This window comes from Varibaculum cambriense (genome assembly GCF_022133705.1).
Lineage (GTDB): Bacteria > Actinomycetota > Actinomycetes > Actinomycetales > Actinomycetaceae > Varibaculum > Varibaculum cambriense_A.
The window spans coordinates 1-12,900 of sequence record NZ_JAKNHJ010000017.1 but is presented as its reverse complement, the minus strand read 5'-3'; the positions used below and the strand labels follow the sequence as shown (position 1 = coordinate 12,900).

The window sequence follows — 12,900 nt, the reverse complement described above, 5'->3', positions numbered from 1 at the left end:
CCTGGGATCTAAACTAGTTTCCACCACGAGCTGGCACCGGAGTTACTTCCAATAAATCCGCGGCGGCCTCTAAATTGTCTAAGGCGTTTATTCCTCTTTGCAGCGCTTGAAAAGCTGCCGCCAGCCCCGGGCGATTAGGGTCTACTGCTAGCAATAGTCGATCTGGCCCAGCGATTTGCGGAACAATTTCCCAATCGGCTCCCGGCAGCACCTGCCCGATCACCCGGGAGATTCCAGCCAGTAAAGCGGGATTCTCCCAGCTGGGAACCCAGGTATCTGCACAGGCCAAAGCATTTAGCAGTGGGCGCGGCAACAGGTAAGTTTCATCTAGCAGCATTCTTCCGGGAGAATCAAGCGCAGCAATCGCGAGGGCGCGGGCGCCCACTGGTAAGGGTCGCGGCAGTTTCTCCGTGCCCGCCGAGGGGTCGAGTTTGCTGCCCAAACCCGCAGCCACGGCCTCATTCATAGCTGCAAGCGACGAATAAACGGGAACTGCCAGCGCAGCGGAGGTACCTTTTAGGTGAATCTGGGGCAGCTGCCCGCTGGGGCAATCGCCCTCCGAAGAGGCTGCATGGGGTAATACTGGCAAGATTACGCGTCCATCCCCTAAAGCCGCCGCTATTGCTACCAGGCGCTGCCTTAGACCGCTAAGCTTCAAAGCCGCGGCCATAGCCGGTTCTATCTCGCCTTTATCGGCGGAATTATTATTACGAGCCAGGGCACGTAAAATCGCGTTTTCTTGTTTGGCGGGCAGAGATTTGCTGCCGCTAGATTCCGCGTTGGCGCGGCCTGTAAGCTCCAAGCTAGGCTCTCCCGCTAGCAACCGCCAGGGCTTGTTCTATGGTGAACTGCCCGGAATAAAGCGCTTTGCCTACAATCGCGCCCTCCACCCCGATACCGGTGAGCTCGCGCAAAGTACGTAAATCATCCAGGGTGCTCACTCCCCCACTGGCTACCACTTTCGCGGAAGTTGCCTCGCACACTTCGCGCAGCAATTGGGTATTCGGGCCGGTCAAGGTGCCATCGCGCATTACATCAGTGACTACATAGCGGGTGCAACCGGCCGCATTGAGCCGTTCAATCATTTCAAAGAGGTCACCGGCGTCTTTGGTCCAGCCATGAGTCGACAGCGTATGTCCGCGCACATCCAGCCCCACCGCAATCTGGTCACCGTATTTGGAGATCACCTGGCAAGTCCACTCGGGGTTTTCAATCGCGGCGGTACCCAGATTTACCCGGCGGGCTCCCGCCGAAAGTACCCGTTCCAAAGATTCGTCGTCACGGATCCCCCCGGATACCTCTACCTGCAGATTCACCTGTTCAACGATTTCTTGCACCACTTGGGTGTTATTCCCCCGCCCAAAGGCGGCGTCTAAATCCACCAGGTGTAGCCAGCGAGCTCCGGCCTCTTCGAAGCTGCGGGCAGCTTCTAAGGGCACCCCATAAACTTTTTCGCTGCCCGCTTTGCCTTGATGTAGGCGTACGGCTTGGCCAGAAACTATATCTACTGCCGGTAAAAGTTCTAGCATTTTTCTCCCTTAGAAGCTTTGTGTCCAGTTACGAAGCAGTTCCATGCCGGCGTCGCCGGATTTTTCGGGATGGAACTGAGTAGCCGAAAGGGGACCGTTTTCAACCGCGGCGATAAAAGGGGTTCCGTGGGTGCCCCAAGAAAAAATCGGGGGTTTCATCCGCGAGGATTGCCGATAATGCCCGGAAGGATCAGCCGTTACCCCGTAGGAGTGCACGAAGTAAAAACGCTCATCTTTAATCCCGGAAAAAAGCTGCGAACCCTGACCTACCTTGATCTTTGACCAGCCCATATGGGGCAGAATCGGGGCACGTAGTTTTTCTACGATTCCTGGCCATTCCCCCATCCCGGCGGTGTCTTCGCCGTGCTCAAGGCCGCGTTCAAATAGGATTTGCATCCCCACACAGATTCCGAGCACCGGACGCCCGCCCGCTAAGCGCCGGTCAATTAGGGTGTCACCGCGGCGAGCATGCAGATCCTTCATCACTGCCGCAAATGCCCCTACCCCGGGAACAAGTAACCCATCAGCCTCCAGGCAGGTAGAAAAGTCGCTGGTCAGGATAACCTTGACCCCAACGCGCTTTAAGGCGTTAACCGCCGAGCGCACATTGCCGGAGCCATAGTCGAACACCGCTACCTGTTTAGTCACCGCCCTTAGCCTCCCGCCTATCGGGGTCTTCCCCGCGATTAGTATCTTCTTGCAGTCCCCGTAATTGTCGCAGCAAAATCCCCGGTAAATCACGCAGGCGGGGGGGACGGATCTCGGGATAATCTTCGGGGGAAGTCCGCCCGAGTAGCAGATCTTCTACCCGTTCATCAGCGCAAGAAACTAGCGGGCCGGCTGGAATAGTACGGTCAAACCGTCCGTCATAGTACACGCGCGCGGTAATCTGCCCCTGTACCCCCGGGTCATCATCACGATCCGAACGCAAAGTAGAAACAAACAGGACTGCTCCATAGGGAGTAATTTTTGAAACCGCGAGGGCGAGTTCCTCCGCCTCTGGGCAAACTGGCCGCTCCTCCCCTAGGAGCGCTTCTAACTCATCATCGGGAGTAGGAGTCAGGCGTTTCCACACTACACACCCGGACTCAGTTTCCACGATCCGGGCATCAATCTCGTGAGCGGCCATCATCGTGGCTAGCGGTACTGCCTCTAGCAGGTTGGTGAGCACTAGCGCCACATCTCCGGCCTCCGGAGGGAGCGCCTCTAAATGCTGCCAGGCCTGCAGATCCTGGTCAACTTCTTCGCTGAACCCATCGAGCTCTTCCCCACTAATGCCCGATTGCGCGATTACCTGGTCAAAGTAATCCTCTGGCTTAGAGGAGGATTCATTATCGCCCGCCAAATTTTCCTCGCGGGGTTCTTTATCGCGCGGATCATCCTGATTGGGAAAGTTCGCGGCGTTCACAGCGCACCCTTAGTGGAAGGAACACCGCTAACCCGCGGATCGGTTTCTACCGCGCCCCGCAGCGCCCGCGCTACTGCTTTGAACTGTGCTTCTACAATATGGTGCGGGTCGCGCCCCGCAAGTACCTCCACATGTAGACAGATCCCGGCATTATAGGCAAAAGACTCCCACACATGGCGGGTCATCGAACCGGTGAAATGTCCGCCAATCAGGTGATATTCCTGGCCAGCTGGCTCTCCGCGGTGCACACAGTAGGGGCGTCCGGCCACATCAACCACTGCCCGCGCTAGCGCTTCATCGAGGGGCACGGTGGCATCAGCGAAACGGCGGATCCCCGCTTTATCCCCCAGAGCCTCACGCAGAGCTATTCCCAGGCAAATAGCGGTATCTTCCACCGTGTGATGCACATCCACCTCAATATCGCCGCGAGCAGCAATATTCATATCTATCAAGGAATGCTTGGAAAGCGCGGTGAGCATATGGTCATAGAAAGGCACGCCGGTACTAATCTGACTTTTTCCAGTGCCATCTAGTTTTATTTCTACCGTGATATCTGATTCCGCGGTTTTCCGGGTGACTTTCCCGCTGCGGCTCATTTGGTTACCTCCTCGAATGCTTCACGAAATGCTTGATCTTCTGTGGCGGTGCCAATACTTACCCGCAAGAATCCTGCCGGACCTACCTCGCGGATCAACACCCCGCGCTCCAATAAATCACTGAACACTTGATGTCGATCCGGGAAGGGACCAAATAGCACAAAGTTAGCCTGGGTTTTAGGTACCGTGTATCCTTTACCCTCCAGCCATGACGCCAAGTTATCGCGGCGCTCACGCAACTGCGCTAACTGTTGGAGCTGTTCTTCGGCATGCCCCAAGGCCGCAATCGCCGCCGCCTGAGTAAGCGCAGACAGGTGATAGGGCAAACGCACCCGCATAATATCGGCGATTACTTCCTTGGCCGCCACCAGGTATCCTAGGCGCAGTCCCGCCATCCCAAAAGATTTCGACATAGTGCGCGATACCACCAGGTGTGGAAATTCCTTTAAGAGGGCGAGGGCGCTGGGCTGATCCGGATCCCGGAACTCCCCGTAGGCCTCGTCAACTACCACCACGGTAGCAGTGGACCTACCGGAAATCACCGGCCCGGTTTCTTTAGCTTTCTGCAAAATCTGCACTAGTTCAGCTTGGCTACTGGCAGTCCCGGTCGGATTATTGGGATTCGCCAGCAGTAATACGCTGGGACGGACTTCTCGCAGTCCCTGAAGCAGGGCAGCAACATCAATATTCCAATCACTTTGCCGGGGCACCGTCACATATTTCGAGTGTGCACCCCGCACGTATTCCGGATACATCGAGTAGGAATAATCGGTTCCCAACACTGTGCGCCCTGGCCCCGCATAGGCTCCCAGTAGCTGCGACATCACTTCATTGGAGCCATTAGCTGCCCAGATTTGTTCTACCGGAAAGTCCAGACCAGATTCGCGCTTTATATAGCCGCCTAGAGCTTTCCGCAGGGCAGTGAAATCTCGATCGGGGTAACGGTTGAGACCTGCCGCCGCTTCGCTAACCGCGCGAGAAATATCGGCGATCATCTTAGAACTGGGAGGATAGGGATTTTCGTTTACATTTAACCGGGCAGCCACATCCAATTGCGGCGCCCCATACGGGGTGACCTGCGCAAGTTCTTCCCGCAGTGGCAGCAAGGGAGCCTGTTCCATAAATAATCGTTCCTTTCTGGCTCCCATTCTAAAGGCAATACCCAGATAATGCTTTGCCCTCGCCGATTAGCTGATTTCGTTTTCTAAGGACGAAACCGACCAATAACAGCGAGGGCAAAATAGGCACTTACTTAGTCAGAGGCCGAAACCATGGTTTCGGCGGTGGCCATGGCTTTACCTTTTTCATTACCCAGCGAGCCACCCGCCAGCTTATTCACCACTATGGCGATCGCGCCATCCCCGGTCACGTTAGTGGCAGTACCGATCGAGTCAATTGCCACGTACAGCGCAACCATCAGCGAATACAGTTCGGGAGAGAATCCCAAGAAGCCCATTAAAACGCCTTGCGCAGCCGCGATTGCGCCGCCGGGAACCCCCGGTGCCGCCACCATGGTAATCCCCAAGATAATGATGGCCATCGCCATTTTGCCGAAGGAAATAGGCTGCCCCGTCATCTGCATAACTGCCAGAGCAAAAGCAGTGATTTTAACCGTGGAACCACCCAGATGGATGGTGGCGCACAGCGGAACCGTGAAACCAGCGATTTCTTCAGAGACCCCGTTGTTGCGGGCACACTGATAGGTCACCGGAATGGTGGCTGCCGAAGAGGCAGTACCCAGCGCGGTGAAATAGGCTTTCGCCATCCTACCTAGCGCCGTAAAGGGGTTAATCTTCGCAATCGCACCTGCTATCGCATATTGGATTAGCAGTAGCACCACGGTCAGAATCACCGACACCAGAATCACTTTGATCATCACTTTGATAACCAAGGCAATCTGCCCCGAATAGGACATGTTTAGGAAGGTGCCGAAAATAAATAGTGGTAGCAGCGGAACAATCGCCCGTTTAATCATCAACATGGTAATGTCCCGGAACTCCGCGTAGGCGCGATGCAAAGTGGGAGTGTTCAGAGCCGCCATGCAAATACCAAGAATAAACGCCAAAATCAACGCACCGGTAACGTCTAGCACCGGGGTAATGTTCAGGTTATCGCCTAGCAGGGATCCTACCGCGTTCTTAGGTTCTTTTAGTTCAGGAGCCGATTCGGTCAGGATCCGCGGGAAAACCACCGACGCAATCCCGTAGGTGCCGAACCCCGCAAACAGGGTTGAACCGTAGGCGATCGCGACTGTGGCCAGCAGCCATTTACCGGCTCCCCGCCCCAGGTCTGCTAAAGCCGGCCCTACCAGCCCCAAAATGATCAAAGGAATACAAAAACTCAAGAATTTACCAAAAATATCGTTAAAAGTGGCGAAAGGAGAAATAAATCCTTTAGGAAGTCCCGGGATCAGACCGATGAACGCCCCGGCCACGATCGCCACCAACACCCAAAACAGCAGTTGTTTAAACACGCTGGGGATACGTTCTTTAGAGTCAGCCATACTTGTTCCTATCTTTTTAACTAAATCGGCAGTTCACAGCTTCTTCGTGTGCCGGAAGATCTTCGGCGTCCGCAAAGGCAGTCAAGGGACGTGCCATGGTTTCTAGCGCGGCGCGCTGGTATTCAATTTGTTGCATCGGCTTGAGATACGCCATTACTGACAATCCACCCTCATAACGGGCAGTACCTCCGGTGGGGAGTACGTGATTGGAGCCTGCCAGGTAGTCTCCTAGGGGAACCGGGGTATAGGGACCGACAAAAATCGCGCCGGCGTTACGGATTTTTTCCGCTACTACCTTTGCTTCTACAGTATGAATCTCTAGATGTTCAGGCGCATAGGCATTGACTGCGGCAATCGCGCTATCGATATCGGCTACCAGCACGATCCCCGATTGGGGTCCACTTAGGGCTTGGCAAACCCGCTGCGAATGTTTAGTCCGCTGCGCGGCCGGAACAATCTCTTTTTCTACGGCACTGGCCAGCTCGGGCGAGTCGGTAAAAAGCACGGAAGCAGCGTTAGGATCATGCTCAGCCTGCGAAATCATATCTGCGGCCACCAAGGTAGCATTGGCGCTTTGATCGGCGATAATTCCGATCTCCGTGGGGCCGGCTTCGGCATCGATTCCGCAAACTGCGCGCACTAGTCGTTTCGCAGCCGCCACATAAATATTCCCCGGTCCGGTAATCACATCTACTGGCTGGCAAAGCGGATCGGGATCTACGCCCTCTTCCCCGCTAGCCCCATAGGCAAACATGGCGATCGCTTGCGCCCCGCCCACCGCGTAAACCTCTTTAACTCCGAGCAGCTGACAGGCAGCTAAAATAGTGGGATGTACCTTACCCCCGAAACGAGTTTGCGGCGGGGAAGCTACTGCAATCTGGCTTACTCCGGCCTCCTGGGCGGTTACTACATTCATGATTACCGAGGACGGATAGACAGCTAACCCGCCAGGAACGTAAAGACCTACCCGCTCAACTGGGACCCAACGCTGCCTAACGATCCCGCCAGGCATTATTTCGGTCACTCGCTCACTGGGAACCTGAGCGCGATGACCGGCGCGATTGTGGGCGATAGAAATATCCATCGCTTCACGTACGGCAGGATCTAGCTGTTCCAACGCTTGGGCGAGCTCTTCTGCTGGCACGCGCAGATTCTTTGGCCTAACCCCATCGAACTGTTCAGACAGCTCCCGCAGGGCAGCGGCGCCGCGCGTTTTCACCGCCTGCATAACGGGAAGGATTTTTTCTGCCGCGTCCTCAATATTCATTTGGGCGCGAGGTAGCGCCTGCCGCAGTTCCATCCCGGTAGGCATGGTCGTGCGGAAATCAGTAATTGACAGCATGGGGATATGTTATTAGTTTTGCGAAAATAAACCGCAGACTAGTCCAGTAAATAAAACCTATTGACTTATATAGTGAAATTACTTCCGGTGCTTCTTCTGCAAGTTACGCATTACCCAATCCCGGAAACCGCGATAGGTCAAGTACAGGAGTACCGCACTGACCAGCCACAGCACCCAGGGATACCAGCCAGGAATCGGGGACACCAGATATAGGGAGGCAGCTACCACGATCAGCCCAGCTAAGAAGCCACAAACCACCCCCAGCAGGGTGCTGGTAAGGAAGGCGTTCGACTTTTCTTGGGCGTCCCCTTGATACCAAGTCACCAGAATCAGGGCGATCACCATCGCGATCAGCGAACCGATCCGCAGCCCCATCGACATTCCGAAACCGTTGAAAACCATTACTCCGGCCAAGGACAAGGCCATCAAGGCATCCAACCACCACGGTGTCAAGGCCTGCTGCTGCAAAGATTGCTGAATCTCTGCAGCAGAGACCCGGGAATCATCTTCCGCACTTACGCTTCCCGCACCGGTTTTAGCCGGCACGGCGTCCTCATTCGCGGACGCGGGAAGCGGATTCTCACTGGCAGCCTGCGGAACCGCTGCCTCTTCAGAAAGCGGAGCTGTTTGCGCCTGCACAGGTTGCACCGGTGCTGCCGCCTGCGGGAACTGCTGATTATATTGGGGAACCTCTGGCGCCTTGGGTGCACTAGGAGCCGGGAAAGCCGGTTGCGGCTGGGATCCAACCGGCTGGCCGACCGGTTGTGCCTGCTCAGATCTTAGAAAAGGCCAGTTTGCTCCGCTTTGCTGGTCTCCTTGCGGGAATCCGTGCGGTTCGGGGTTGCTCATCTAGCTCCTCCAACGTGCGTCAATAAAGCCATACTGCTAACAGTTTAGTATCATTTATCGCGTGGCAGATAATAACAGCGTGTCTTTTCCGACGATTCCAGTGCGAGGAACCATAAAGCTAGGACAGTTCCTGAAGCTAGCGAACCTGGTAGAGGACGGTGCCGAGGCGCGCATGCTCATCCAAGCCGGTGAAGTTACGGTCAATGGCGAGGTAGAAACCCGACGTGGCAGTGCCCTCTCCCCTGGCGATATCGTGCAAATAGATCTGCCCACCGGTACTACCGGAGCCCAAGTCTCCCGTTAATCTTGCCCGCGAATGACGGGTTGGGGGCGGTAAAAGCGCTCCGGGGACCCCGGTGAGCCTTGCTTCGCTCGGCTCAAGCCCCCTCTCGCATCTTTTACCGCCCCCAACCCGTAAGCGGGAGCCATTTCCGCATCACCTTGAAAAAAAGACTATTCAGTGGGTCACCTGTTTGGTGAGTATCCGATGCTCTCAATAATGAATTTTTATTATTTCGGTAAAAATCCGCTGGTGCGCTTTTAGCACCTGCTTGGCGATACTCTTGTTTGGGAGGCGCCCCTTACGTAGGTGATGCCAACGAGCGTGGAAGGAAAAACTTTTCCCCCACGCAAAGGGGGGACAGCTTTGCGAGATTCCCATAAGGTACGCAACTAGCGTGCAGGGGCGGATTTATGCCGCAGGGTAGGCTCCGGGCACTAAATCCGTGAAAATGCCAGAGCATTTTCCGGATTTCGGGGCGGGCGGTAAAATCCGCCCCTGTACGCGGCCGAATGCAGGAGGAAAAAATAATTCCCCGCGCCCGACCCGCACGGTAGATTATTTAGATTATTTCCGCTTTTCTAGACAGTGCAGGCCGAGTAGGGTTTTTAGCTGGCCGGCTAAACCGGAGCCGCGATTTACCCGCAAATCATCACCCAGCTGCACGATAGTTACGCCTTTAGAACCACGCAGATGCATCCGGACTTCGCTTTGTCCCGGACTGGAACCCAGGATGTCTCGCAATTGCTCCGCGATATCTTCGGTAAGGCGATTGGCGGCGATATAGATATTTAACGGACCGTTAGAGACTTGGCTAATATCGGGCAGCGTCATTTCTTGCGCATAGAGGGAAGCTTCTTCGTCTCGAATCCGCACCCGCCCGCGCACACTCACGATTTCATCCGTCACCAAATCTTGGGAGTACTTCTGGTAGGTCTGCGGAAAAAAGAGCACATCGGTGGAACCAGAAATATCTTCGATAGTGGCGATCGCCCACAGGTTCCCGTCTCGCTTGGTGGTTTTACTTTGCACCCCAGTTATCAGGCCACATATTTGAATCATTTGGCCATCCCGGACTCCATCTTCGGTAGAAAGATCCACGATTTCAGTGTCACTATTGTGGGCAAGGATCGTCTCCATCCCCTGTAAGGGGTGGTCAGAAACATAAAGCCCCAACATGTCGCGTTCAAATTTTAGTTTTTGTTGTTTATCCCATTCGGGAAGATCGGGGATTTGCACGGTGAAGGTAACTCCTTCATCGGCATCCATCATCCCGAAGAGATCTTCTTGCCCCATGGCGGCGTTGCGTTTCACGTCGATTACGGAGTCGACGGCCTCGACATGGATAGACTCGAGGGGGCGGCGAGCGTGCCCTAAGGAATCGAAAGCCCCCGCTTTAATCAAGGATTCGACTACTCGTTTATTGCAAACCTCGATGGGCACTTTGTCCAGAAAATCATGGAAGGAAGTGTAGTCGCCTTTTTCTTTGCGCGTTTTAACGATTTCGGCAACCACGTTGACACCGACATTGCGCACCGCCGACAGGCCGAAACGGATAGACTCGCCAACCGCCGTGAAATCCGAGGCGGAGGCATTAACGTCCGGAGGTAACACCGCAATATTCATCCGACGACATTCTCGCAGGTAAAGCCCCAGTTTATCTTTGTTGTCTTTGGTGGAGGTCAGCAGCGCCGCCATATACTCGGTGGGATAGTTGGCTTTTAGATACGCCGTCCAATAGGAAACCAGGCCGTAGGCGGCAGAGTGCGATTTATTGAAAGCGTAGGAGGAGAACGGCACCAGGATTTCCCATAGTTTACTGACTGCGTCCTCGGGGTATCCGCGTTCGATCATCCCGTCATGGAAGCGCGAATACTGTTTATCCATCTCCTTTTTCTTTTTCTTGCCCATGGCGCGCCGCAAAATATCTGCTTGCCCCAGGGAATAGCCAGCGACTTTTTGGGCGATTGCCATTACCTGCTCTTGATAGACGATTAGGCCGTAGGTTTCGTCCAAAATGTCGGCTAGGGCTTCCGAGAGGGCGGGGTGAATGGGCTCGATTTCTTGGCGTCCATTTTTACGCAAAGCATAGTTGGTGTGCGAGTTCGCCCCCATAGGGCCAGGACGATACAGGGCGCCGACCGCGGAAATATCGGAGAACTCGGTGGGTTTCATTAGCCGCATCAGCGACCGCATCCCCGCAGAATCTAGCTGGAATACCCCCAGGGTTTCCGCCCGGGAAAGTAGTTCATAGGTGGGGCGGTTATCTAGGGGAACTTGCTCTAAATCTAGGGCTTCTTTCCCATTGGCCACGATATTGTCGAGGGCGTCCGAGATTACGGTCAAGTTGCGTAGCCCCAGGAAATCCATCTTCAACAGTCCCAAGGTTTCACAGGTGGGATAGTCGAATTGGGTGATAATCGCCCCGTCAGCGGGTCGTTTCATCATCGGCACGATATCGGTTAAATCATGGCTGGACATGATTACCGCGCAGGCGTGCACTCCCCATTGCCGGGTGATGCCCTCTAGCCCCTGCGCCATTTTGATAACTGGCTTTACCTCGCCCGCGTTATCGGAAACGTATTGGCGAAACTCGCTGGCTTCCCCGTAGCGCGGATGCTTGTCATCGTAGATTCCCGAGAGCGGAATATCTTTACCCATAATCGCGGGCGGCATTTTCTTGGTGAGCTGATCGCCCAGCGCATAGGGCTTATCCATGATCCGGCAAGAGTCTTTTAAGGCCTGTTTGGCTTTAATTTTGCCGTAGGTGACTACCTGCGCGACCCGGTCTTTCCCGTATTTTTCGGTCACGTAATCGATTACTTCTCCGCGCCGGCGCTCATCGAAGTCTACGTCAATATCGGGCATGGATACCCGCTCGGGGTTAAGGAAACGTTCGAACATTAACCCATGTTCGAGGGGGTCAAGTTCGGTAATCCCCATCGCGTACGCCACGATGGATCCGGCTCCCGATCCGCGCCCTGGCCCTACCCGGATTCCTTGCGCTTTCGCCCAGTTAATATAGTCGGCTACCACCAGGAAGTATCCGGGGAATCCCATCTGGGTGATGATCCCGCATTCATAGTCGGCTTGTTTTTGAGATTTTTCGGGTATGCCTTGCGGGTAGCGCCGGTGCAGGCCACGTTGGACTTCTTTTACGAACCAGCTGGTGGTGTCCTCTCCGGCAGGTACTTCAAACTGGGGCATATAGTCGGCGCCCTCGGCAGTGGTTTTGAAATGCACTTCGCACATTTCCGCGATTTTCAGGGTGTTATCACAGGCTTCAGGGAATTCGGAGAAGAGTTCGCGCATTTGCTCTGCTGTTTTCAGGTAATACCCGGAGCCTTCGAAACGGAAGCGGTCAGCATCGTTGAGACGCGAACCTGAGTTGATACACAGCAGAGCATCTTGGGTGGGTTGGTCACTTTCGAGGACGTAGTGGGAGTCGTTGGTAGCTACCAGGGGGGCATCGATAACTTTTGCCAGTTTTAGTAGCTCGTTGCGCACCCGCCGTTCGATTCGCAGCCCGTGATCCATCAGTTCGATAAAGAAGTTTTCTTTACCGAAAATGTCTTGTAGTTCCCCTGCGGCTTTTTTGGCTTCTTCCCACTGTCCTAGGCGCAGGCGGGTTTGGATTTCTCCCGAGGGGCACCCACTGGTTCCGATTAACCCGGTGGAGTAACGTTCCAGCAGGTCTCGGTCAGCGCGCGGCCACTTTTGCATCTGTCCATCGATGGAGGCGAGCGAGCCTAAGCGGAACAGATTGTGCATCCCCTCGGTGGTGCGCGATAGCAGGGTCATATGGGTGTAGGCACCGCGTGCTGATACGTCATCTGCCCGCTGACTTTCTTCTCCCCAACGCTGCCGGGTCTGGTCAAAACGGGAGGTTCCGGGGGTGATATAGGCTTCGAGGCCAACTATGGGTTTTATTCCTACTTTGCGGGCAGCAGCATAGAACTCGTAGGCGCCAAAAAGATAGCCATGGTCGGTGATGGCTACGGCTGGTTGGCCTATTTCTACCGCCCGCTCCACTAGTTTTCCGATCCGGGCGGCACCATCCAACATGGAATAGTCAGTGTGAACATGAAGATGAACAAAATCATTCGCTGGCGCCATGTCCCCCAGTTTAGCCTGGCGCCAACTTTGTTTCTTCCACGTGTGAAACTGCTCCCAATGCCGGTATTGGTTTCGCGAGGACGCACCTGGCGGGTTAGAGTTTATTCGTTGCGTTTAGCAGCGATGCGCCACTAGCTCAACTGGCTAGAGCATCTGACTCTTAATCAGAGGGTTCGGGGTTCGAGTCCCCGGTGGCGTACGAAAGTCATTTTGGCTTTTACCTGCGCCACTAGCTCAACTGGCTAGAGCATCTGACTCTTAATCAGAGGGTTCGGGG

Annotated in this window: 11 protein-coding genes and 1 tRNA gene; 2 read left to right on the top strand and 10 right to left on the bottom strand. The window is 54.9% G+C overall.

Features of this window, described 5'->3' with window-relative positions; all coding sequences use genetic code 11:
* Positions 1-13 precede the first annotated feature (13 nt).
* The 9 genes from L0M99_RS08325 to L0M99_RS08285 form a co-directional block, all read right to left on the bottom strand.
* Positions 14-802, bottom strand: a complete 789-nt coding sequence (locus tag L0M99_RS08325) for an SseB family protein (protein WP_024058441.1) — start codon at positions 800-802, stop codon at positions 14-16.
* A gap of 1 nt (position 803) precedes the next feature.
* A complete protein-coding gene (gene priA, locus L0M99_RS08320; RefSeq protein WP_024058440.1) occupies positions 804-1,529 on the bottom strand; it encodes a bifunctional 1-(5-phosphoribosyl)-5-((5-phosphoribosylamino)methylideneamino)imidazole-4-carboxamide isomerase/phosphoribosylanthranilate isomerase PriA in 726 nt (241 codons plus the stop codon).
* Positions 1,530-1,538: 9 nt separating this feature from the next.
* Positions 1,539-2,177 carry an imidazole glycerol phosphate synthase subunit HisH gene (gene hisH, locus L0M99_RS08315; RefSeq protein WP_024058439.1) on the bottom strand — a complete coding sequence of 213 codons (639 nt, stop codon included), beginning with the start codon at positions 2,175-2,177 and terminating at the stop codon, positions 1,539-1,541.
* Positions 2,170-2,937: a hypothetical protein gene (locus L0M99_RS08310; RefSeq protein ID WP_024058438.1), complete on the bottom strand. Its 768-nt coding sequence runs from the start codon at positions 2,935-2,937 to the stop codon at positions 2,170-2,172. The genes hisH and L0M99_RS08310 overlap by 8 nt, the downstream gene beginning before the upstream one ends.
* Positions 2,934-3,533, bottom strand: a complete 600-nt coding sequence (gene hisB, locus L0M99_RS08305; RefSeq protein WP_024058437.1) for an imidazoleglycerol-phosphate dehydratase HisB — start codon at positions 3,531-3,533, stop codon at positions 2,934-2,936. The genes L0M99_RS08310 and hisB overlap by 4 nt, the downstream gene beginning before the upstream one ends.
* Complete coding sequence (locus tag L0M99_RS08300) at positions 3,530-4,681, bottom strand: histidinol-phosphate transaminase (RefSeq protein WP_238128348.1); 1,152 nt, start codon at positions 4,679-4,681, stop codon at positions 3,530-3,532. The genes hisB and L0M99_RS08300 overlap by 4 nt, the downstream gene beginning before the upstream one ends.
* Before the next feature lie 104 nt (positions 4,682-4,785).
* Positions 4,786-6,036 carry a dicarboxylate/amino acid:cation symporter gene (locus L0M99_RS08295; RefSeq protein ID WP_024058435.1) on the bottom strand — a complete coding sequence of 417 codons (1,251 nt, stop codon included), beginning with the start codon at positions 6,034-6,036 and terminating at the stop codon, positions 4,786-4,788.
* Between the two features lie 16 nt (positions 6,037-6,052).
* Entirely contained in the window at positions 6,053-7,378 is a 1,326-nt protein-coding gene (hisD, locus tag L0M99_RS08290) for a histidinol dehydrogenase (RefSeq protein WP_238128347.1), read from the bottom strand.
* Between the two features lie 78 nt (positions 7,379-7,456).
* Positions 7,457-8,227, bottom strand: coding sequence for a hypothetical protein (locus L0M99_RS08285; protein ID WP_238128346.1), 771 nt, complete (start codon positions 8,225-8,227; stop codon positions 7,457-7,459).
* A 79-nt stretch (positions 8,228-8,306) separates the two neighbouring features.
* On the opposite strand from L0M99_RS08285, the gene L0M99_RS08280 reads away from it, so the two are divergent.
* Positions 8,307-8,531 (top strand): RNA-binding S4 domain-containing protein, encoded by a 225-nt coding sequence (locus L0M99_RS08280; protein ID WP_038108798.1) that lies wholly within the window; start codon positions 8,307-8,309, stop codon positions 8,529-8,531.
* A gap of 543 nt (positions 8,532-9,074) precedes the next feature.
* Here L0M99_RS08280 and dnaE read toward each other — a convergent pair.
* The gene (dnaE, locus tag L0M99_RS08275; RefSeq protein ID WP_024058431.1) at positions 9,075-12,623 is read right to left on the bottom strand and encodes a DNA polymerase III subunit alpha; all 3,549 of its coding nucleotides are present in this window, start codon (positions 12,621-12,623) and stop codon (positions 9,075-9,077) included.
* 125 nt (positions 12,624-12,748) lie between these two features.
* Here dnaE and L0M99_RS08270 point away from each other — a divergent pair.
* Positions 12,749-12,822 (top strand) — tRNA-Lys (locus L0M99_RS08270).
* Positions 12,823-12,900 lie beyond the last annotated feature (78 nt).